General features: G+C 61.2%; 19 protein-coding genes. 15 read left to right on the top strand and 4 right to left on the bottom strand.

The annotated features are described in order from the left end of the window. Window positions 1–74: 74 nt before the first annotated feature. Together bioA and I6L34_RS17785 are read left to right on the top strand one after the other, a co-directional pair. On the top strand, window positions 75–1349 hold the full coding sequence (bioA, locus tag I6L34_RS17790) for an adenosylmethionine--8-amino-7-oxononanoate transaminase (RefSeq protein ID WP_075115476.1): 1275 nt from the start codon (window positions 75–77) through the stop codon (window positions 1347–1349). A 176-nt stretch (window positions 1350–1525) separates the two neighbouring features. Then, on the top strand, window positions 1526–2338 hold the full coding sequence (locus I6L34_RS17785) for a HAMP domain-containing protein (protein WP_075115475.1): 813 nt from the start codon (window positions 1526–1528) through the stop codon (window positions 2336–2338). 9 nt (window positions 2339–2347) lie between these two features. Here I6L34_RS17785 and I6L34_RS17780 read toward each other — a convergent pair whose 3' ends face one another. Beyond that, the gene (locus I6L34_RS17780) at window positions 2348–2692 is read right to left on the bottom strand and encodes a hypothetical protein (protein WP_005359354.1); all 345 of its coding nucleotides are present in this window, start codon (window positions 2690–2692) and stop codon (window positions 2348–2350) included. Window positions 2693–2892: 200 nt separating this feature from the next. Here I6L34_RS17780 and asnS point away from each other — a divergent pair, with 200 nt between their 5' ends. From asnS to I6L34_RS17760, 4 genes are all read left to right on the top strand, one after another. Continuing rightward, window positions 2893–4293 (top strand): asparagine--tRNA ligase, encoded by a 1401-nt coding sequence (gene asnS, locus I6L34_RS17775; protein WP_043818544.1) that lies wholly within the window; start codon window positions 2893–2895, stop codon window positions 4291–4293. Window positions 4294–4403: 110 nt separating this feature from the next. Further along, window positions 4404–5159, top strand: a complete 756-nt coding sequence (locus I6L34_RS17770) for an ABC transporter substrate-binding protein (protein ID WP_075115474.1) — start codon at window positions 4404–4406, stop codon at window positions 5157–5159. Between the two features lie 374 nt (window positions 5160–5533). Beyond that, window positions 5534–6877, top strand: a complete 1344-nt coding sequence (locus I6L34_RS17765) for an anaerobic C4-dicarboxylate transporter (protein ID WP_041208381.1) — start codon at window positions 5534–5536, stop codon at window positions 6875–6877. Window positions 6878–7012: 135 nt separating this feature from the next. After that, entirely contained in the window at window positions 7013–7669 is a 657-nt protein-coding gene (locus tag I6L34_RS17760) for a hypothetical protein (RefSeq protein ID WP_216955089.1), read from the top strand. 100 nt (window positions 7670–7769) lie between these two features. Here I6L34_RS17760 and I6L34_RS17755 read toward each other — a convergent pair whose 3' ends face one another. After that, window positions 7770–8909: a M20 family metallopeptidase gene (locus tag I6L34_RS17755; RefSeq protein ID WP_216955088.1), complete on the bottom strand. Its 1140-nt coding sequence runs from the start codon at window positions 8907–8909 to the stop codon at window positions 7770–7772. A 139-nt stretch (window positions 8910–9048) separates the two neighbouring features. Next, window positions 9049–10425, bottom strand: a complete 1377-nt coding sequence (dcuC, locus tag I6L34_RS17750) for a C4-dicarboxylate transporter DcuC (protein ID WP_216955087.1) — start codon at window positions 10423–10425, stop codon at window positions 9049–9051. A gap of 285 nt (window positions 10426–10710) precedes the next feature. On the opposite strand from dcuC, the gene I6L34_RS17745 reads away from it, so the two are divergent. From I6L34_RS17745 to I6L34_RS17710, 8 genes are all read left to right on the top strand, one after another. Beyond that, window positions 10711–11025 (top strand): hypothetical protein, encoded by a 315-nt coding sequence (locus I6L34_RS17745; protein ID WP_005337929.1) that lies wholly within the window; start codon window positions 10711–10713, stop codon window positions 11023–11025. Window positions 11026–11336: 311 nt separating this feature from the next. Next, window positions 11337–11687 (top strand): ArsC family reductase, encoded by a 351-nt coding sequence (locus tag I6L34_RS17740; RefSeq protein WP_005337930.1) that lies wholly within the window; start codon window positions 11337–11339, stop codon window positions 11685–11687. 19 nt (window positions 11688–11706) lie between these two features. Then, window positions 11707–12834 (top strand): succinyl-diaminopimelate desuccinylase, encoded by a 1128-nt coding sequence (gene dapE / locus I6L34_RS17735; RefSeq protein WP_216955086.1) that lies wholly within the window; start codon window positions 11707–11709, stop codon window positions 12832–12834. Continuing rightward, complete coding sequence (locus I6L34_RS17730) at window positions 12831–13520, top strand: M15 family metallopeptidase (protein ID WP_216955085.1); 690 nt, start codon at window positions 12831–12833, stop codon at window positions 13518–13520. The genes dapE and I6L34_RS17730 overlap by 4 nt, the downstream gene beginning before the upstream one ends. Beyond that, window positions 13517–13663, top strand: a complete 147-nt coding sequence (locus tag I6L34_RS17725) for a hypothetical protein (RefSeq protein ID WP_005337933.1) — start codon at window positions 13517–13519, stop codon at window positions 13661–13663. The genes I6L34_RS17730 and I6L34_RS17725 overlap by 4 nt, the downstream gene beginning before the upstream one ends. A gap of 279 nt (window positions 13664–13942) precedes the next feature. After that, window positions 13943–15670 carry a potassium/proton antiporter gene (locus I6L34_RS17720; protein WP_216955084.1) on the top strand — a complete coding sequence of 576 codons (1728 nt, stop codon included), beginning with the start codon at window positions 13943–13945 and terminating at the stop codon, window positions 15668–15670. Between the two features lie 43 nt (window positions 15671–15713). Next, window positions 15714–16817, top strand: coding sequence for a beta-N-acetylglucosaminidase domain-containing protein (locus tag I6L34_RS17715; protein WP_216955083.1), 1104 nt, complete (start codon window positions 15714–15716; stop codon window positions 16815–16817). Between the two features lie 31 nt (window positions 16818–16848). Next, the gene (locus I6L34_RS17710) at window positions 16849–18057 is read left to right on the top strand and encodes a sodium:proton antiporter (protein ID WP_013723945.1); all 1209 of its coding nucleotides are present in this window, start codon (window positions 16849–16851) and stop codon (window positions 18055–18057) included. Between the two features lie 73 nt (window positions 18058–18130). Here the strand turns inward: I6L34_RS17710 and I6L34_RS17705 are convergent, their stop codons facing one another. Further along, window positions 18131–18763 carry a LysE family translocator gene (locus tag I6L34_RS17705; RefSeq protein WP_005344345.1) on the bottom strand — a complete coding sequence of 211 codons (633 nt, stop codon included), beginning with the start codon at window positions 18761–18763 and terminating at the stop codon, window positions 18131–18133. A gap of 232 nt (window positions 18764–18995) precedes the next feature. Here I6L34_RS17705 and I6L34_RS17700 point away from each other — a divergent pair, with 232 nt between their 5' ends. Further along, the gene (locus I6L34_RS17700; protein ID WP_216955082.1) at window positions 18996–20618 is read left to right on the top strand and encodes a methyl-accepting chemotaxis protein; all 1623 of its coding nucleotides are present in this window, start codon (window positions 18996–18998) and stop codon (window positions 20616–20618) included. Window positions 20619–20719 lie beyond the last annotated feature (101 nt).

The following is a 20719-nucleotide window of genomic DNA, read 5'->3' as shown; positions in this document are numbered from 1 at the left end:
TGTTGGCTAGTGTAGAGAGCACGCGTAGACTGTCAACACCGACCAGATCAAACCAATTGACAACAGAACAACAAATGACCAATCAAGAATTCGACCTGCACCACATCTGGCACCCCTATACCTCCCTCACTCACCCCCTGCCCTGCTATGAAGTGGCCAGCGCCAAAGGGGTGACCATCACCCTCAGCGACGGCCGTGAACTGGTGGATGGCATGAGCTCCTGGTGGGCTTGCGTGCACGGCTATCAGGTGCCGGAGTTGGACGCCGCCGCCACCGCCCAGCTCGGCAAGATGTCTCACGTGATGTTTGGCGGGCTGACCCACACCCCGGCGGTCGAGCTCTGCCGCAAACTGGTGGAGATCACTCCGAAGGGGCTTGATCGGGTATTTCTGGCCGATTCCGGCTCGGTGGCAGTGGAAGTGGCACTCAAGATGGCCCAGCAGTACTGGCATGCCAAGGGGACGCCCAGAGCCAAATTTGTCGCCCTGCGCAGCGGTTATCACGGCGACACCTTTGGCGCCATGAGCGTCTGCGATCCCGATGGCGGCATGCATGAGCTCTACAAAGGGTTTCTGCCGGAACACTATTTTGTCGATGCGCCGAGCTGTCGCTTCCACGCCGAGTGGGATGAGCAGTGCGTAGTGGAGCTGGCGACACTCATGGCGGATCATCACGAGGAGATCGCCGCCATCGTGCTTGAGCCCATAGTACAGGGCGCTGGCGGCATGCGCTTCTATCACCCCCGCTATCTGCAGTGGGTGCGCGCCCTGTGCGACGAATTCGGCGTGCTGCTCATAGCTGACGAGATTGCCACCGGCTTTGGCCGCACCGGCCAGCTGTTTGCCTGCGACTGGGCGGGGATCAGCCCCGACATCATGTGTCTGGGCAAGGCGCTTACCGGCGGCTACCTCACCCTCTCGGCGACCCTGACCACCGAGCATGTCGCCCGCACCATCTGTGACGGCAAGGCCGGCGTCTTTATGCACGGCCCCACCTTTATGGGCAACCCGCTCGCCTGCGCGGTGGCCAACGCCTCCATCGATCTGCTGCTGACCTCACCTTGGCAGGAGCGGGTGCGCACCATCGAGCATCAGCTGCGAACAGAACTGGTAGAGCTGACCCTGCACCCAGCGGTCGCGGATGTGCGAGTGCTTGGCGCCATCGGGGTGGTGGAGATGAAAGAGCGGGTGGATGTGGCGCGCATCCAGCGCAAATTTGTCGAACTGGGCGCCTGGATCCGCCCCTTTGGCAAGCTGGTCTACCTGATGCCCCCGTTCGTCATCACCCCTGAAGAGTTGCGGGTATTGACCGGCGCCATCCGTCAGGCCATCACCGAGGGCGAGTTTTAATGCATACAGCGGGCGGCCATCGCTGCCGCCCGTTTGGCTACCCGCATTTGATATATAAAGAGGGCAACTTTATCCACTTCAGTGCAGTTTCACTTGCCGTAATGTGAGCAAAACACCAGACCTGAGGCCCCAAGAGGGGTAAACTGCTGCGGTTTTACCATCAAGAAAGACTGCTCATGCGCCTCTCCATTGCTGCCAAAATCAACTTTTTCCTGCTCTTCATCTTCTCCATGGTACTGGTCTTCTCCGCAGCCTATCAGGCGGTGCGCGAGCGCGATCTCATCCTGACCCTCATCAAGGAGCAGAGCCGCGAGCAGACCGAAGCCTATTTCGACGGCCTCAACATGCTGATGCTGACCGGCAAGATGGATGCCCGCGATACCCTGCGCGGCAAATTTCTCGACCATGCCCATGTGGAGGATGCCCGCATCGTCCGTGGAGACGCGGTGAGCAAACAGTTTGGGCCGGGACGGGAGACCGAACAGGTAAAGGATGAGTTTGATGAGCTGGCTCTGGTGGGCAAAGGGAGTCTGGAGGTGGTGCACAACGGCATGCACAGCCGTCTGGTGGTCACCCGACCGCTGCTGGCCAAGAAGGATTTTCGCGGCACCGACTGCACCAGCTGTCATCTGGTGCCGGAGAATACCGTGCTTGGAGCGGTGCGCTTTGACTACTCCCTCGATTCGCTGTTTACCCGGGTCGAGCAGAATATCCTCACCTCGGCGCTGATCCTCACCGGCATCTTCGGGATGGGACTGCTGCTGACCCTCTGGGTCATCCGCACCTGGATCGTGCGCCCCCTCAACCAGTTGACCCGCTCCATGGAAGAGGCCACCGACCTGCACGACTTCGGCCACCGGCTGGAGGGGGATGACGGCGACGAGATTGGCCGGGTGGCGGTAGCCTACAACCAGATGCTCGACAGCGTGGAGCGCCAGCTCGGCAAGCGCACCAAGGCCAGCAGGCAGGAGCCGGATCAGCCCCGCTGAGGCGGGCGCTTAACCGACGTAGTAGAAGAGCAAGCTGGCGATCAGCACCAATAGCAGGATGGCCAGATTGACATGCCGGGAGTCATCCTGACGGCGGCTGCGCTTGCGCTCCAGCAGCAACACCGCCAGCGTCAGGGCGCAGCAGCTCCAGAGCCCGTAGACCAGCCAGGGGGTAAGGGCCGGGTCCCAATAATCGCGCACCTCGATCCCGCCATAGACCAGAAAACCGTAGGCAATTTCGGGACGGGCATAGTGGTAAAGGGAGAGCAGCACGATAAAGCCGCCCCAGCAGAGCATCACCAGCCCCTGCAACACCCGTGTCAGCCAATCTGGCCCATGCCGCCGATCTTTCACCCACCTCTCCTGCGCCCGTGACACTCTTGTTGAGTGAACCATGCCGAAAACCCCACCAGAGTCCGACATTTTTGCTTGTTTATCAAACCCGCGCGGGTAAGATTGACGGCTTAGTCTGCCATGGTGGGCCATCTGTGCCCGGGCCAGACTCCCTAGTGTTGCAAATAGCGCTGCAAGAACAAGCTGGAGACAATATTTCGATGACGCACGCATCCGTAGTAGATGTGCTGGCCGGTAAGTATCCGGTCGGCACCACCCAAACTGTCAAAGGGTGGATCCGGACTCGCCGTGATTCCAAGGCGGGGATCTCATTTTTGGCCATTTCCGATGGCTCCTGTTTCCATCCGGTACAGGCAGTTGTCCCCAATACCCTGGCCAATTACGAGAATGAAGTGCTGCGTCTGACCACTGCCTGCTCCGTGGAAGTGACCGGCGTGGTTGCCGCCTCTCAGGGCAGCGGCCAGGCTTTCGAACTGCAGGCGACCGAGGTGAAGGTAGTCGGCTGGGTCGAAGATCCGGACACCTACCCGATGGCCGCCAAGCGCCACAGCATCGAATACCTGCGTGAACAGGCTCACCTGCGCCCGCGCACCAACATTGTTGGCGCCGTGACCCGCGTTCGTCACTGCCTGGCGCAAGCCATCCACCGCTTCTTCCACGAAGAGGGTTTCCTCTGGGTTGCGACCCCGCTCATCACCGCCTCTGACACCGAAGGTGCCGGCGAGATGTTCCGCGTCTCCACTCTGGACATGGAAAACCTGCCGCGCACCGACGCCGGCAAGGTGGACTACAACGAAGATTTCTTTGGCAAAGAGGCTTTCCTGACCGTATCCGGCCAGCTGAACGCCGAAACCTATGCCTGCGCACTCTCCAAGGTCTACACCTTCGGCCCGACCTTCCGCGCTGAAAACTCCAACACCAGCCGCCACCTGGCCGAGTTCTGGATGGTTGAGCCGGAAGTGGCCTTCAACGATCTGGAAGATAACGCCGCACTGGCCGAAGCCATGCTGAAGTATGTCTTCAACGCCGTACTGACCGAGCGTCGCGACGATCTGGAGTTCTTCGCCCAGCACGTGGACAAGGATGCTATCGGCCGTCTGGAGCGTTTCGTCTCCTCCGACTTCGCCCAGATCGACTACACCGACGCCATCGAAGTGCTGAAAAACTGCGGCAAGAAGTTCGAGTTCCCGGTCTCCTGGGGTATCGATCTCTCCTCCGAGCACGAGCGCTATCTGGCCGAGGAACACTTCAAGTCTCCGGTGGTGGTGAAGAACTACCCGAAAGATATCAAAGCCTTCTACATGCGCCTCAACGACGACGGCAAGACCGTTGCCGCGATGGACGTACTGGCACCGGGCATCGGCGAGATCATCGGTGGTTCCCAGCGTGAAGAGCGTCTGGACGTGCTGGATGCCCGCCTGGCCGAGATGGGCCTGAACAAGGAAGATTACTGGTGGTACCGCGACCTGCGTCGCTTCGGTACCGTGCCACACTCCGGCTTCGGTCTGGGCTTCGAGCGTCTGGTGGTCTACGTGACCGGCATGGGCAACGTCCGCGACGTGATCCCGTTCCCGCGTACTCCGCGTACCGCTGAATTCTGATCAGCGGCATCTTGCCACTGCATTGCAAAAGCCGACCTGTGGGTCGGCTTTTTTATTGTCACCGTTATGGATGATACTCAGGATCAACCGGCACAAGGAACTCGTCGCCTATGGGATATCGCCTGCTGCTCTCGCTACTACTGTCCTGCATGCCTGTTCAACTGTGGGCCGAGCCCGTTCGTCTGACTACCCTGGAGTGGCCCCCCTACACCAGCCAGAGCCTGCCCGATGGCGGCCTTACCGGTCATATCGTCAAGCGCGCCTTTGCCGAAGCGGGACTGGAGGTGACATTCGACTTCTACCCCTGGCAACGGGCAGTGCGGCTGGCGGCCGACCCGACCCAGCCTTATAGCGGCTATTTTCCCGAGTACCTCTCCGACACCCTGCCCACCCTGTGGCGCAGCTCCGCCAGCGTAGGCGACAGTGTGCTGGGCATGGCGCAGCGCTCAGGCCCCCCCATCCCCTGGCAGCAGCTCACGGATCTCGCCCCCTACCGGATCGGCGTAGTGGAGGGATACGTCAACACCCGTGAATTCGATGCCCTGATGGCTAGCAAGCGCCTCAACACTGCCGCCGTCGATGCAGACCTGCTCAACCTGCGCAAATTACAGCGCGACCGGCTCGATCTGGCGGTGATCGACCGGGATGTCTTTCACTGGCTCATCAACCATGATCGCAAGCTGAGCAGCGCCGGATTGCAATTTCACCCGAAGATCCTCGAACACAAGAGCCTGCACATCATGTTTCGCCCCGATCAGCAGGCGTTGCAGCAACGGGTGGCACAGGCCATTGCCAGATTGGATATTGCCAAGCTGAGCGAGGATTATCAGCGCCGCTATCTGCAGCAAGCACCTGCGGCCAAGTGAGCCAACCCACCGAAGTCAGCCCTTGCTGGCAAAAATAGCCTGAGCGCTGGCTTTTTCCCCCTCTTCTGCCGCAATCGAGCCCTTTTTATGCCCCTCCCCTGCAGCCCTGTTGCCGCACTGTGCTGCCACCATGACCTCCCGCTGGCTTGGCCCCGAGTGATACCACTTGGTGACAAAAATGATGTGTTTATTAGTACGTGGTTTTTAAGTGGTTTAATCAAAAATTCATCGAGTTATTGAAGTAACTCAATTTTTTCACTTTTTCAGGGGAGCAGAATAGCAACTAACCCTTTTGGGCTAAATAAAACAGACAATGACAATTCATGGTTCAGGCTACCCGCGGCAATATGGGTTGAATCACACGAGGTAATGGAATGATCTTGATGGAATTTTTGGTGGTACTCGGCTGCTTGCTGCTCGGTACCCGCTTTGGTGGCATGGGGCTTGGTCTCATCAGTGGTATCGGTCTCTTCCTGCTGACCTTCGTTTTCGGTCTGGTGCCGGGCGAACCGCCGGTGCAGGTAATGCTGACCATTCTGGCAGTGATCGGTTGTGCCGCCACCCTGCAGACCGCCGGCGGTCTCAACCTGATGATGCAGGTAGCCGAGCGTCTGCTGCGCCGTCACCCGCAATACATCACTATCCTGGCACCGCTCACCACCTGGACCCTCACCTTCCTGTGCGGTACCGGCCACGTGGTCTACACCATGTTCCCCATCATCGCCGACATCGCGCTGCAGAAGAACATCCGTCCCGAGCGCCCGATGGCTGTCGCCTCCGTTGCCTCCCAGATGGCCATCTGCGCCTCGCCAGTATCGGTTGCCGTGGTCTCCATGGTCTCCATTCTGGCGGCCGGCCACGGTATCGGTCAGGCCTATGGTCTGCTCGACATCCTGATGGTCGCCATCCCCTCCTCCCTGACAGGTGTCATCGTGGCGGCCCTGTGGAGCCTGCGCCGCGGCAAGGATCTGGACAAGGACGAGGAGTTCCAGGCCAAGATCCAGGATCCGGAGCAGCGCGCCTTCATCTACGGTGGTGGCGAGACCCTGCTCAACACCAAGTTCCCGAAAGAGGCCTACTGGTCTACCTGGATCTTCTTCGCCGCCATCGCTGCCGTGGTGCTGCTGGGTGCCGATGAGGCGCTGCGTCCCGTCTTCACCATCAAGGACAAGACTGGCCCGCTCTCCATGAACCTGGTGATCCAGATGATGATGCTGATCGCCGGTGCCATCATCCTGATGCGCTGCAAGGTCAAGCCGGGCGAGATCGCCAACGGCGCCGTCTTCAAGGCGGGCATGGTCGCCATCTTCTCCGTATTCGGGGTTGCCTGGATGAGCGAAACCTTCTTCCAGGCTCACATGCCGCTGCTCAAAGAGACCCTGGCCCACGTGGTACAGGCCCAGCCCTGGACCTACGCGCTGGTGCTGTTCCTCATCTCCAAGCTGGTGAACAGCCAGGCCGCCGCCCTCACCGCCATCGCCCCCATGGGTCTGGCGCTGGGCGTGGAGCCGAAACTGCTGATCGCCTTCCTGCCGGCGAGCTACGGCTACTTCGTGCTGCCGACCTACCCGAGCGATCTCGCCTGTATCGGTTTTGACCGCTCCGGTACAACCCGCATCGGCAAGTTCATCATCAACCACAGCTTCATCATTCCGGGGCTGATCGGGGTGGTGACCTCCTGCTCGCTGGGCTTTATCCTGACCAGCATCCTGCTCTGACCGGCGATCGCTGTTCAATCACTGCCACAGGCCCCCGCACGGGGGCCTGTGCTTTGGTGGCGCACACCATACTGCTTTGCCAACCGCCCGCACTCTGGGTAGCATGACCCCTCTTTTCTTTGCGGAATAACCCCCATGTCTCGCGTCATCGTGCTCTGGAGCGGCGGCAAGGATGCCATGCAGGCCCTCTGCCATGCCCGTGAAGCGGGCCATCAGGTGGTGGCTCTGGCTACCTTTGCTCCCCCTGCCCCCCGCTTTCTGGCCCATCCCCTGTCGCAAGTACGTCGACAGGCAGCGGCCCTCGCGCTGCCCCATCTGCTGGTCACCATAGAGGCGCCGTTCGATCTCGGCTATGAGCGGGCGCTGGCCAAGCTTAAGGAGGAGTGGCAACTCGATGGGGTGGTCACCGGCGATATCGACAGCGTGGGCGGCGCGCCTAACTGGATCCGCGAGCGCTGCCGCCCGCTTGGGATCAAAGTTCACACCCCTCTCTGGCAACTCTCCCGCGAGGCGCTGCTGGCGGATCTGCTGACCCGCGGCATCGTCGCCCATCTCTCCTGCGTCGATACCAAAGTGTTGGCCTCCGAGTGGGTGGGACGCACGCTGGATGCGGCCACCCTCGCCGAGTTGCAGCAACTGGCGACAAGCCAGGGCTTCGATGCCTGCGGCGAGCAGGGGGAGTACCACACCATGGTGACCGACGGCCCGGGCTTTGCGGCGCCGCTGGTGCTCGGCCACTGGCAGGTTGCCCGTCAGGAGCAGCTTGCCTATCTGCTGGAGGATGAGGGTTGAGGGTGCAAGAAAAACTGCTCTGCGGGATGAATCTTCGCAGGTACGGCAGATAAAAAACGGGAGGCGATGGCCTCCCGTTTTGCTTGTCCTTAACGCCGACCTATTTGGCCAGCTTGCCCAGCACCCGCTGCAGCAGGCGGATGCGCGGCTCTATGCTATCGAGCAGCAGGAATTCCGCCTCCGAGTGGAAACCGCCGCCCATGGGGCCGAAGCCATCCAGCGACGGCACACCCGCCGCTGCGGTAAAGTTGGCATCCGAGCCGCCACCGGCCTCCAGCCAGTTGAAGGTGATCCCCTCCTCTTTCGCAGCCGCCTCCACCAGCGCCATCACGGCCTCGGTGTCGCCACTCGGGCGCATCGCCGGCTTGAAGGTCTGGCGATCCACCTCGACCCGACAGCCCGCAAGGAAGGGGTTGTTGGCCATAAAGGTGAGCCGCTCGTGCACCGCTGCCGCCTCTGCATTGCTCCAGAAGCGCAGATCGACGATCGCCTCGGCATAGTCGGGCACCACGTTGACGCCGGTGCCGCCCTGCACCACCCCCACGTTCATGGTGGTGCCGGTCTCCATATTGACCTGCTCATTGATGGCCAGCACCCAGTGCGCCAGCTCTGTGATGGCGGAGACCCCTTCGGTCAGCGCCGAACCGGCGTGGGAGGCCTTGCCGTGGAAGGTAATACGGTACTTGGCATTGCCCTTGCGGGCGCTGATGAGATCGCCGCTCGGGCGCGCTGCTTCGGCCACCAGCACGCAGCCGCTCTGCTTGGCCTTCTCCACCAGCCAATCCTTGGACCAGGGGGAGCCAATCTCCTCGTCGCAGTTGCAGCAGACCAGCACCCTGAGCTTGGCCAGCTGCGCCGGATCCATCTCTTTTAAGGCATACCAGGTGGAGAGCAGGCCGCTCTTCATATCCGAGACGCCGGGGCCAAAGGCCTGATTGCCTTCAATCTTGAGCGGGCGCTTGGCCGCCGTCCCCTCGGGGAAGACGGTGTCCATGTGGCCCACCAGCATCACGTCGTAGTGATCGGCCCCCGGGGCATTGGTTGCCTCAAGGCAGGGGCCGCACTCGGCGGCGAACTGGTGACGAGTCACCTGCCAGCCGATGGCCTCATATTTCTCGGTCATGATGTCGGCCACTTTGGCCACCCCGGCCGGGGTGCGGGTGCCGCAATCGAGGTTGATGAGCGGGGCCAGATCGGCCAGATAGGTATCGAGGGAAAACGGGCGCGTGAGGTTGGTCATTATCTTCTCCATGAAACAATCTGCGAAAAAATCAGATTGTTTTTGCAACAATGTGGAACGGCGGGCTGTTACACCCGCCTTGCCAACAGCGGTCAGCCAGCCCGATCCGGGTGGCCGACCGCCCTGTAAACCACAGCTTTTACATGAACAGCAGATAGTTGAGGGTCAACGCCGTCACCAGCGCCCCCGCCATGGGCACGCAGGTGCGCTTGACCACCACGAAGGGGGAGACCTTGGCGATGCCCGCACAGGCGATCAGCACCGCCGCAATCGGGGAGACGGTGCGGCCGATACTGGAGGCGAGCTGCATCGGCAGCAGCATGGTCACCGCAGGTACGCCGAACTTGGCTGCCACGGCAGGCGCCAGAGTCGAGAAGCTGAGGAACGCCGCGTTGCCGGAGCCCATGATGACCGCCGCCACCATAATGAGGCCCACCATCACCAGGGTCATCAGGCCGCTGCCGATGCCGGCATTGCTGGCTGAGTGCAGCAGGGTGTCGATGGCGCCAATCGCTTTGAGGGATTCGGCAAACAGCTCGGCACAGACGATCAGCGCCACCACAGGGCCAAACACCTTGCCCATGCCGTCGAGGAAGCTCGACAGCCCGGCAAAAGCGGTGCGCACCGAGCGGGTACGCAGCAGCTCGCACAGCATGCCGATAAAGACCGACAGCAGCATGGCCACCTCCACGCTCATCTTGATGTCGCTCACCAGCAGCTTGGAGAAGGTCATCATCAGCACGAAGGGGATGATCGGCAGCAGGGCATACCAGGTGGGCGCCTGCACGCTCTCGGTGCCCTGTTCGTCCAGCTCGGCGTGATCGCCGCGATGGAGCGCAGGATCCCAGCCATCCTTGCGATCGCAGTGACGCTGCCAGAAGAAGTGCAGCACCATGGTCACCAGCAGCATGGGAGCCACCAGCCAGACCTGGTAGTCAACGAAATAGCTGGTCGGATCCATGCCGGATTGACCGGCGGAGAAGATGGCGTTGGTCTGGGTCGGGCCAATTTCAAACGCCTGGGAGGTGGCGATGACACCACAGGCGGAGGCCGGGCTGATGCCGAGGTTGCGCATCACCGGATACATGGTGACCATCAACAGCAGGCCAAGGCCGGTGGCGGAGGTGACGAACAGGGAGACGAATACCGCTACCAGATAGCAGATGGAGAGCATCAGGTAGCTGGACTGGATGCCGGCCACCGGCTTGACCGCCACTCGCACCAGCGCCTGGGAGGCCCCGATATGAGACATGTAAGTGGCAAAACCCGCCACCGCCATGATGGTGAGGCCGAGGCCCGCCGCGCGGTAGGAGAAGATCCCCTTGAACACTTCGAACAGGTCGAACAGGGCGAAGCCGGTGCTCTTGTCAGCGGGGAGAATGGGGTGCAGCCCCAACCAGTAGGCCACTGCAAAAATGGCCATGCCCGCCAGCGCCAGCACCGCCTGCGGGTTGTAATCCTTGATGATGCCGTAGACCACGGCGACCAGAACGAGCAAGACGAATAAAAGTTCCAATATTCACTCCTGATAAATTTATCGAAGAGCGAAATCTAGTGATCTGACCACTGTTTGCCTTTGATCCCTATCAATAAAGGTGCCGTCACCGTGATTCATTAGCATAATATGTCGGCCATGTAACAATTTTTCGTTATTTCAACTGCCGGAAAACCTTTATCACCCCATATCCGGGAATTGTGTGACGCGACTCCCCTCTTTTTTGCGTTGGATCAACATCTGACGGCGCCGAACTGGCGAAGATGCGCTTCGACACATAGCGACCATTTCGCGCCGGAGAGAGTTATGACAAGCCAAGCCACCGCAGGTGCTTCGACCTGCGACTACAAGCTGTGGGACATCCTCGTCGAGTCTGCAAAGGAACGCACTACCATTCGTTACTCCAAACTGGCCAAGCAGGCCGGGCTGGAGCAGTGCCAGGATGAACTGCGCACCCTGCTGCAACGCATCCGCATGTACTGCACCGAAAACAACCTGCCGATCCTCTCCGCCATCGTGGTGGACGACGTGGGCAAATACACTGGCCTCTCTTCCAGCCTGCCTGATGCACCCTGGGAACGGGCCCGGGTCTTTGACCATGAGTGGACCACCCTGCACTGATTGAGGTGCTTGATGATGCCGACCCAAACGCGCCCGCTGGCGCGTTTTGGCTGTTTGCCCCCTTCTCTTTTTCTCCTGCAATAGTCGATCTTCTCCCGTAATACCCAACCTCATTGGGCATGCCAGCCCCACTGCTTCTGACCTTGTGCTCAAAATCGCCGTTCAGGTGTGACCAGTTCCGGTAAAACCCGCGAGCCAGACCATCGGCGTTGCCATGGGATTGCCACAATGCCAGAATCGGGCCCTTGCACTCTGTTGATTCGGATTTTCGGGCACGGCCACGGCCAGCGCCCACAAGAGAAGGACTCCCCATGGCCATCACCCTCTATGGCATCAAGAACTGCGACACCATCAAGAAAGCCCGCAAGTGGCTGGATGAGGCCGGTATCGACTACCGCTTTCACGACCACCGCGCCGACGGCCTGAATCCGGACGATCTGGACAGCTGGCTGGCAAAACTCGGCTGGGAAGCCCTGCTCAACAGTCGCGGTACCACCTTCCGCGCCCTGCCGGATGAGGCCAAACAAGGACTCGACACCGCCAAGGCACGCGCCCTGCTGCTGGAACATCCGGCCATGATCAAGCGTCCGCTGCTGGATCGTGACGGCGAACTGACTCTGGGTTTCAAGGCTGATCACTACCAATCCCTCTTTTCCCGTTAAGGACAACTAAGGACAACTGATGTCGGATGTCATCGCACTGGCCAAGGATCTGATCCGCCGCCCCTCCGTTACCCCTCTCGATGAAGGGTGCCAGACCCTGATGGCGGAGCGCCTCGCCAGTGTCGGGTTCGTTATCGAACCCATGGTGTTTGAGGACACCACCAACCTCTGGGCCCGCCGTGGCAGCGAGGGGCCACTGTTCTGCTTCGCCGGTCACACCGACGTGGTGCCCGCCGGGCCGCTGGACAAATGGCGCACCCCGCCGTTCGAGCCGACCATCAAGGATGGCGTGCTCTATGGGCGCGGCGCCGCCGACATGAAGGGCTCGCTGGCTTCCATGGTGGTGGCGGTCGAGCGCTTCGTGGCCGAGCATCCGGATCACACCGGGTCCATCGCTTTTCTCATCACCTCCGATGAGGAGGGGCCCTTTATCAATGGCACCACCCGGGTGATCGACACCCTGGAGGCCCGTAACGAGAAGATCCACTGGTGCATCGTCGGCGAGCCCTCCTCTACCGCCGTGGTCGGGGATGTGGTGAAGAACGGCCGCCGCGGCTCCATCACCGGCGATTTGCTGGTGCGCGGAGTGCAGGGCCATGTCGCCTATCCCCATCTGGCTGACAACCCCATTCACAAAGCCGCGCCAGCGCTGGCGGAACTCGCCGCCACCGTGTGGGATGAGGGCAACGCCTACTTCCCGCCCACCAGCTTCCAGATCGCCAACATCTCGGCCGGCACAGGCGCCTCCAACGTCATTCCAGGCGAGCTGCAGGTACAGTTCAACTTCCGCTTCAGTACCGAACTGACCGACCTAGATATCCGTGAGCGGGTCGAAGCGCTGCTGGATAAACATGGCCTCGATTATCAGCTGAGCTGGACCCTCTCCGGCCAGCCCTTCCTCACTGATACCGGCGCGCTGCTCGATGCGGCCGTGGCGGCCATCGAGGCGGTGAACGGTCAGCGACCGGCCCTGCTCACCACCGGCGGCACCTCCGACGGGCGCTTTATCGCCCCCACCGGCGCCGAAGTGGTCGAGCTTGGCCCCGTCAACGCCACCATTCACAAGGTGAACGAGTGCGTGAAGGTGGACGATCTGGATCTGCTGGCTGACATGTACCAAGGGGTGCTCGAGAGATTGCTGGCATGACGCAGGAACAACTGATGGGGCTCGATGAGAGCCACCTTATTGTTGTGGGGCGCGGCCCCCATCGTCTGACCGCAGCCACCGCGGCGGCCTTCAACGACATGCAGGTGGCGGCCTCCTACGAGGGGTTCAACCTGCAGGCGGCCTCCAGCTGGCGCAGCTTCGAGCGCCAGCTCGCCATCTGGAATGGCAAATGGCGTGGCGAACGGCCGCTGCTCGATGCCAACAGCCAACCCATCGATGCCCTACAACTGGGCGAGACAGAGCGACTGCACGCCATCCTGCGCTGGAGCGCCCTGCCGGGCACCAGTCGCCACCACTGGGGCACCGATCTCGACATCTATGACCCGGACTGTCTGCCCGCCAACACCAAGCTGGCACTGGAGCCGTGGGAGTATGAAGCCGGGGGCTGGTTTGCGGATCTCAGCGAGTGGCTCAGCGACCATATGAGCGACTTCGGCTTCTTCCTCCCTTATGCCAAACCGGTCGGGGCAGAGAGCGGGGTCGCCTACGAGCCTTGGCATATCAGCTTCTCGCTGGAGTCCGACGAGCTGCGGCTCGATCCCGCGGCACTGGCGCTTTGCCTGCAACAGGCGGATATTGAAGGCAAGTCGACCATATTGGCCAACCTTGATGAAATTTTGGCCCGTTATGTCACCACCTGTCCTGACGAAAGGAAAATCCCATGAATCTCTGGCTGTGGATAGGGTTGCCGCTGCTGTTCCTGCTCGGGCTGTTTCTCAATGCCATCAAAGACATGAAACGGCTGGAGAAGCAGTTGCCCAACTACAAGGACAAGATCCGCGAAGTGAAGGATGACGAGGACGACTGAATCCTGCCCCATCCCGTGGGGAGCACCCTTGTGCTCCCCTCTCCCTCTGCTGTGCCGTTTCACTTTTCTCCACCTTCTTCTCCCTGCGCATCCTGAAATCGACGCTCCTTTGACTCCGCTTTCGTTAACCCCGTCACTGTCAGAATATGGCGCGGCCATGCTGAAAAAAGGGATGAAAAATGTAAGAAAGTGCAAATTGATGCACAAATAAGCCACACAAGGGGGGCCTAACTGCATATAATGTGCCTACTTTGCACATTACCAGGAAGGAGTTCGCCCTTGGATGCCGCTACCATCAACAGTTTCTTTTTTGTCGCTGCCCTGTTGGTGGGAGCCAGCGTACTGTTGAGCGCCCTCTCTTCCCGCCTCGGTATTCCCATTCTGGTTATCTTCCTCGCCGTCGGCATGCTGGCGGGTGAGGATGGCCCCGGTGGCATCCACTTCGCTGACTACTCCATCGCCTATCTGGTGGGCAACCTGGCGCTCGCCATCATCCTGCTCGACGGCGGCATGCGCACCCGGGTCTCCTCGTTCCGGGTGGCGCTCTGGCCTGCCCTGTCGCTGGCGACGGTCGGGGTGGCCATCACCACCGGCCTGACGGGTCTCGCCGCCGCCTGGCTGTTTGACCTCAACCTGATGCAGGGGATGCTGATCGGTGCCATCGTCGGCTCCACCGATGCGGCGGCGGTTTTCTCCCTGCTTGGCGGACGCAGCCTCAACGAGCGGGTGAGCGCGACGCTGGAGATAGAGTCAGGCAGCAACGACCCCATGGCGGTGTTTCTCACCGTCACCCTGATCGAGGTGCTCGCCACCGCCCAACAAGGGCTGGATGGGGGCTTCCTGCTGCTGCAACTGGTCAAGCAGTTTGGTCTTGGCGCCGGGATTGGCCTTGGCGGCAGCTGGCTGCTGTGGCGTCTTATCAACACAGCCCGTCTGGCGCCGGGACTCTATCCGCTGCTCACCGTCAGCGGCGGTCTGCTGATCTTCGCCCTCACCACGGCGGTCGGTGGCAGCGGCATTCTTGCCATCTATCTCACCGGTCTGTTGCTCGGCAACCTCGCCCTGCGCAGCCGCAGCACCACATTGTCGGTGCTGGACGGTCTGACCTGGCTCAGCCAAATCGGCATGTTTCTGGTGCTGGGGCTGCTCGCCTCCCCCCACAAGCTGCTGCCCATCGCCCTGCCCGCGCTGGCGCTGGCGATGTGGATGATCCTGTTTGCTCGCCCGGTGTCGGTCTGGATCGGGCTGCTGCCGTTCAAGAACTTCGCCCCCCGCGAGCGCTGGTTTATCTCCTGGGTTGGCCTGCGCGGCGCCGTGCCCATCATTCTGGCGGTGTTCCCCATGATGGCAGGGCTGCCCAACGCCCAGCTCTACTTCAACGTTGCCTTCTTCGTGGTGCTGGTCTCGCTGATTTTGCAGGGCAGCTCGCTGCCGCTGGCCTCAAAACTGGCGCGGGTGGAGGTGCCAGCACCACCGTCGCCCATCAATCGCTCGGGGCTGGAGATCGATCTCGACAGCCAGTGGGAGACCTTCGTCTACCAGCTGGGGGAGGAGAAGTGGTGCATCGGCTCGCCACTGCGGGATCTGCAGATGCCTGCCGGCACCCGGATCTGCGCCCTTTTTCGTGGCCGCGAGCTGCTCCACCCCTCGGGTAGTACCTGTCTTCAGGCCGATGACATCCTCTGCGTGATCGGCCACGAACGTGACCTCCCAGCCCTCGGTCAGCTGTTCAGTCAGGCGCCGGAGCAGGATCTCGGCCCCCGCTTCTTCGGTGACTTCCTGCTGGAAGCGGCCGCACGGCTGGTGGATCTCGCCCCTCTCTACGGGCTGGATGTGAGCGAGGTGGCGGATCAGACACTGGGCGATTTTATTGCCAGTCAGTTGGGCGATAATCTGGTGGTCGGTGACAACATCGAATGGCAGGGCCTGATCTGGACCGTGGCCGAAATGGACGAGAGCGTGCCGAGCAAGATCGGGGTGCGCTTTCAGGAAGAGGACCCGGTCTGACCGACCGTCCCGTATCAAGTCCCCAGCAAGAAGGGAGAGTGTTATGCCATATCAAAGTTTGCTGTCCGGCCCCCTGCCCCCCACAGCCAATCTGGGGGTCATTGAAGGCTTTTTTGGCAAGGGATGGAGCTGGCAGGCCCGCGCCCGCTACGCCCAGTGGCTGCCACGCCACGGCTACGGTTTCTATATCTACGCCCCGAAAGAGGATGGCTATCTGCGCAAACACTGGGCCCTCCCCTGGCCCGAGCAGCAGTTGGCCGATCTCGCCGAACTGGCGCGCCAGTGCCGCGCCAACGGGCTCGCCTTCGGGGTGGGCTTGAGCCCCATGGGGGCTCATCACGACTACGATCGCAAACGCTCGGCGCTGCTTGAGAAAGTGCGCCTCATCGACGAGATGCTCCAGCCCGATATTCTGGCGGTGCTGTTTGACGACATGAAGGGGGATACCCCGGATCTGGCCCGTCACCAGCTCACCATCGCCCACGACATCGCGGCCCACAGCAAGGCGACCCGCCTCATCTTCTGCCCCAGCTACTACTCGACCGATCCGGTGCTGGAGAAGGTGTTCGGCGCCATGCCTCCCCGCTATCTGGAGGAGCTTGGCGAGCAGCTCGATCGCCGTTTCGAGATCTTCTGGACCGGCCCCAAGGTCTGCTCCAGCGAATATCCAGCCAGTCACCTCAAGCAGGTGACCGAACTGCTCGGCCGCAAGCCCTTCCTGTGGGACAACTACCCGGTCAACGATGGCAGCAAGGCGAGCAGCTACCTGCACCTGCGCGCCTTCGAGAATCGCCCTGCCGAGCTGGCAGAGCTGGTCTCTGGCCACGCGGTCAACCCGATGAAACAGGCGGCGCTCTCCGCCCTGCCCCTCGCCACCCTGCCGATGAGCTACCGACTCGGCAAGCAGTACGACCCCGACAAGGCGCTGCATGCCGCCCTCAACGCCACCTGCGGCCCGCAGATCTCGGCGATGATCGAGGCCGACCTGCCGCTGTTTCAGGATCTGGGGCTGGCACAGCTCACCCCCGAGCAGATTGCCGCCCTCAAGGCGCGCTATCTGCCGTTTCGTGACCAATCCTGCGTCGACGAAATCGTGCGCTGGCTGGACGGGGAGTATGTGTTCGATCCCGACTGCCTGACCGATTAAACCGCCCCTGCGGGGGCAGAAAGGAGGTTGTATGGATGCACACCTGCTTTACCAGAATCTGGCGGTAATCGCCGCCTTCTTGCTGATCTACAGCCTGATCGCGGGGCGCTTCGAGTCAAAACTGGTCAACGGCCCCCTGCTATTTCTGCTGACCGGCTGGCTGCTGGGGCCGGGAGGGCTGGAGCTGCTCTCCCTCTCTATCGACAGCGCCGGCATCAAGCTGCTGGCCGAGCTGACGCTGGTCATCGTGCTGTTCAACGATGCCGCCAACACCAACTGGCAGGTATTGCTGGCCAACCGCCAGCTCCCCATCCGGCTGCTACTGATTGGCCTGCCCCTCACCCTGCTTTGTGGCGCCCTGTTTGGCCACTGGATCTTCCCCGACCTGCCACTGCTGGAGATGGCGATCCTCTCGACCATTCTTGCCCCCACCGATGCGGCGCTCGGCAAGGCGGTGGTAAGCAACCCCGCGGTGCCGGCACCGGTGCGTGAAGGGCTCAATCAGGAGAGCGGCCTCAACGACGGTATCTGCGTGCCTGTGCTGCTTCTGCTGCTGGCTCTTATCGCCCCCACAGAGCAGCACGCAGGCACCGCCACCTTGGCTATCACCCTGATGCTGGAGGAGATCGGCATTGGCCTGCTGGTCGCCTTTGTATTGACCAGCCTCACCATCCGGCTACTGAAAATCTCCTATCTCAACGGCTGGCAACTGCCGCTCTGGCGCCAGCTCACCATGCCGGGGCTGGCCCTGCTCTGCTTTGCGCTGGCACAGACTCTCGGGGGGAGCGGCTTTATCGCCGCCTTTGTCGGCGGCCTCTTTATCGGCCACCGGCTCGGCGAGCACAAGCACGCCTATATGGACAGCTGCGAAGGCTACGGCGACCTGCTCTCCGTGGTGATCTGGATGGTTTTTGGCGCGACCCTGATGCCCATTCTGCCGGAGCTGCTGCACTGGCAATACTGGCTCTATGCCATTGCCAGCCTCACCCTGCTGCGGATGGTGCCGGTCTGGCTGAGCCTCATCGGTACCGGCCTCAAGCCAGAGCTCAAGCTCTTTATCGGCTGGTTCGGCCCGCGGGGCCTTGCCAGTATCGTCTTTGCGGTGATGGTGCTGCAAAACGAGCCCTCCCTGATTGGCCAGCGCCCCATCATCGCCACCGTGCTCTGCACCATCATATTGAGCGTCATCCTGCACGGTCTCACCGCCAACCCCTGGGTCGAGCGTTTCAAGCCTCGCTGAGCCACTCGGCGCCCATAAAAAATGCCACCGATCGGTGGCATTTTTCTTTTGTGGCGAGAGTCACTGACAGCTCTTACCCGAGCGCCAGCCAGACTCCCACCCCCAGCATCAGAGTACCGGCGATGCGGTTCATCAAGGTGACGTTGCCGCTCTTGGCGAGGAAGTGGCGCAGAGTGCGGCCGCCGCTGGCATAGAGCAGCAGGCAGGAGAACTCGATGACCAGGATCAGCGCCACCAGCGCGCTGATCTGCGGCGCCATCGGCTTGTCGGCAGAGATAAAGGGGGGCAGCAGGGAGATCATGAAGGCCCACCCTTTGGGGTTGGCGATGGCGGTGACAAAGCCCTGCAGCGCCAGCCCCATGGCGCTGGTCTGTTGACCGGCCGAGAGATCCGCCGGAATGGCCATCTTCCCCTTGGCCTGCCACATCTGGATGCCAAGCCACACCAGATAGGCGCCCCCCACATATTTGAAGGCGGCGAAGATCCCCGGATAGTTGAGCATGATGGCTGCCACCCCGATCACCGACAGCACCGAGACCAGCCCGACCCCGATCAGCTCCCCCCACATCATGTGCAGGGTACGGCGCACCCCCAGGCTCATCCCCAGGGTCATCGACAGGGTCATGCACATGCCGGGGGTCACCGAGACAAAGAAAAAGGTCGGGATAAACAGAGCCAGAATGGCCGGATCGATCCAGCTGGACACAACACACCTCCATATGACGAGAGCGGGAAATCACGAAAACGGGACAGGATTGACACAACCCAGCCAGTTGTACCACATATTCAGGGGATAAAGCGCTCAATCATTCCTAAATGGCTCCTTTCTCACAAGAAAAAACCTTTTCTTCAGCACATTTCAGCAATAAAAGCCTGTGACAGCTCCTGACGTGCATGTGTAAGATGTCGGCTCCTCCAATTCCGGATTAGAGCCATTTATGTCATTGAATAATCTATCAATACGTGTCCAGGTCTTGATACCTTTGCTGCTGGCCAGCCTGCTGATGATGGTGATGATCGCCATCAGCAAACAGGGTCTGGATGAAGCCATCAATGACATAGATGAGACGACCCAGACCGTGGTCCAGCACAAGGACGATATTGCCAAACTGATCCACGCCACCTACCGGCTGCGTACCAGCGCCATCTATGGCCTCTACGATGCCAAGCTGTTTGCCGCTCTGCCCGCAAACCTCAACAGCGCCGAGCAGGAGATCAACGCCATCCTCGGCCGTCTGGTGCTCCCCGGTGCCGAGCAGGATAACCGTCAGGTCGCTGCCGCCCTGCAGGCCTACCTCAGCCATACCCGCAGCAACATGCTGCCGCTGCTGGCGCAAAAACATCAGGGTGGCGGCGATCCGGTCGCCTACGAGGCGGCTCGCCTCCATTTCCGCGAGCTGGGTGAACAGCTGATCAAGCAGATAGACAGCATGTCCGCCCACATCAACCAGCTGATCCAGCAAGAGCTGGTCGAAGAGCAGGCCCACTACGACGCCACCCTGCTGCGTACCCTGCTGCTCACCGCCGGTACCCTGCTGGCGGCGCTGATCTGTGGCTGGGTCCTCTCCGGGCGCATCGTCAGCCCCATCGGTCAGTTGCAAGAGGTGATGCACGCCGTGGCGCAAGGGCGCTTCAACGTGCGCGCCAAAGCGGAGGGCAACAACGAACTGACCCGTCTGGCCAAAGATATCAACCTCACCCTTACCCAGCTCGGCAACACCATCGAGAACCTGACCGGGATCAGCAACAGCGTCGCCTCCGCCGCCACCGAGCTGGCCGCCGTGATGACCCAGTCCGAGGCCAATGCAAAGCAGCAGCACAGCGAGATCGAACAGGTCGCCTCCGCCGTAACCGAACTATCCAGCACCGCTGATAACGTCAACCACAATGCAGCCATCGCCGACGAGCTGGCACGGGATGCCAATGGCCGGGTCGAACAGGGGCTCGCCCTCTTTACCGAAAGCATCGCCGCCAACAGCCGGATGGCAGGCAGTCTGGAAGATGCCGCCGCCATCGTGGCCCAGCTCAAATCCCAGTCCGAGCAGATCGGCAAGGTAATTGAAGTGATTCAGGGGATCTCCGAGCAGACCAACCTGCTGGCGCTCAATGCCGCCATCGAAGCGGCCCGTGCCGGCGAAACCGGACGCGGTTTTGCCGTCGTCGCTGACGAGGTGCGGATGCTGGCTGCCCGCACCCAGGACTCCACCAAGGAGATCCAGGCCATCATCGAGCGGCTGCAGAGCCAGTCCCAATCCGCCAACAACGGCGTGCAGGAGACTCTGGAGATCCTCAGCCATAACCAGCGCTTGTCCGCTCAGGTGCAGGATCTGCTGAGCGGCATTACCGGTGCCGTGCGCCAGATCAACGACGCCAACGCCCAGGTCGCCACCGCCGCCGAGGAGCAGTCCTGCGTTACCGCCGACATCAACCGCAACATCACCAATATTCACGAGATCGTGAGCCAGAGCTCCGCCGGCATCAGCCAGAGCGCCAGTGCCAGCAACGAGCTCTCCCAGCTCGCCGAGCAGCAACGCAAACAGCTGGCTCAATTCCAGCTGTAAGCGCACAAAGTGAACCAGACAAAAAGGCCCGCAAGGGCCTTTCTTGTTGATGGAGCAATGGCTTTGTCTCTGTTTTAAACGCCATTTTTTGGCTTGTGGCG

Origin of the sequence: Aeromonas sp. FDAARGOS 1404 (assembly GCF_019047085.1) — a bacterium.
GTDB classification, from domain to species: Bacteria; Pseudomonadota; Gammaproteobacteria; order Enterobacterales; family Aeromonadaceae; genus Aeromonas; species Aeromonas veronii.
The sequence above is the reverse complement of the archived record's forward strand: the minus strand, read 5'-3'. Positions and strand labels throughout refer to the sequence as shown.

Excerpts from the sequence above, each read along its gene's own strand:
- bioA (WP_075115476.1), top strand. The coding sequence starts at position 75 with ATGACCAATCAAGAATTCGACCTGCACCACATCTGGCACCCCTATACC.
- I6L34_RS17785 (WP_075115475.1), top strand. The coding sequence starts at position 1,526 with ATGCGCCTCTCCATTGCTGCCAAAATCAACTTTTTCCTGCTCTTCATC.
- asnS (WP_043818544.1), top strand. The coding sequence starts at position 2,893 with ATGACGCACGCATCCGTAGTAGATGTGCTGGCCGGTAAGTATCCGGTC.
- I6L34_RS17770 (WP_075115474.1), top strand. The coding sequence starts at position 4,404 with ATGGGATATCGCCTGCTGCTCTCGCTACTACTGTCCTGCATGCCTGTT.
- I6L34_RS17765 (WP_041208381.1), top strand. The coding sequence starts at position 5,534 with ATGATCTTGATGGAATTTTTGGTGGTACTCGGCTGCTTGCTGCTCGGT.
- I6L34_RS17760 (WP_216955089.1), top strand. The coding sequence starts at position 7,013 with ATGTCTCGCGTCATCGTGCTCTGGAGCGGCGGCAAGGATGCCATGCAG.
- I6L34_RS17755 (WP_216955088.1), bottom strand. The coding sequence starts at position 8,909 with ATGACCAACCTCACGCGCCCGTTTTCCCTCGATACCTATCTGGCCGAT.
- I6L34_RS17745 (WP_005337929.1), top strand. The coding sequence starts at position 10,711 with ATGACAAGCCAAGCCACCGCAGGTGCTTCGACCTGCGACTACAAGCTG.
- I6L34_RS17740 (WP_005337930.1), top strand. The coding sequence starts at position 11,337 with ATGGCCATCACCCTCTATGGCATCAAGAACTGCGACACCATCAAGAAA.
- dapE (WP_216955086.1), top strand. The coding sequence starts at position 11,707 with ATGTCGGATGTCATCGCACTGGCCAAGGATCTGATCCGCCGCCCCTCC.
- I6L34_RS17730 (WP_216955085.1), top strand. The coding sequence starts at position 12,831 with ATGACGCAGGAACAACTGATGGGGCTCGATGAGAGCCACCTTATTGTT.
- I6L34_RS17725 (WP_005337933.1), top strand. The coding sequence starts at position 13,517 with ATGAATCTCTGGCTGTGGATAGGGTTGCCGCTGCTGTTCCTGCTCGGG.
- I6L34_RS17715 (WP_216955083.1), top strand. The coding sequence starts at position 15,714 with ATGCCATATCAAAGTTTGCTGTCCGGCCCCCTGCCCCCCACAGCCAAT.
- I6L34_RS17710 (WP_013723945.1), top strand. The coding sequence starts at position 16,849 with ATGGATGCACACCTGCTTTACCAGAATCTGGCGGTAATCGCCGCCTTC.
- I6L34_RS17700 (WP_216955082.1), top strand. The coding sequence starts at position 18,996 with ATGTCATTGAATAATCTATCAATACGTGTCCAGGTCTTGATACCTTTG.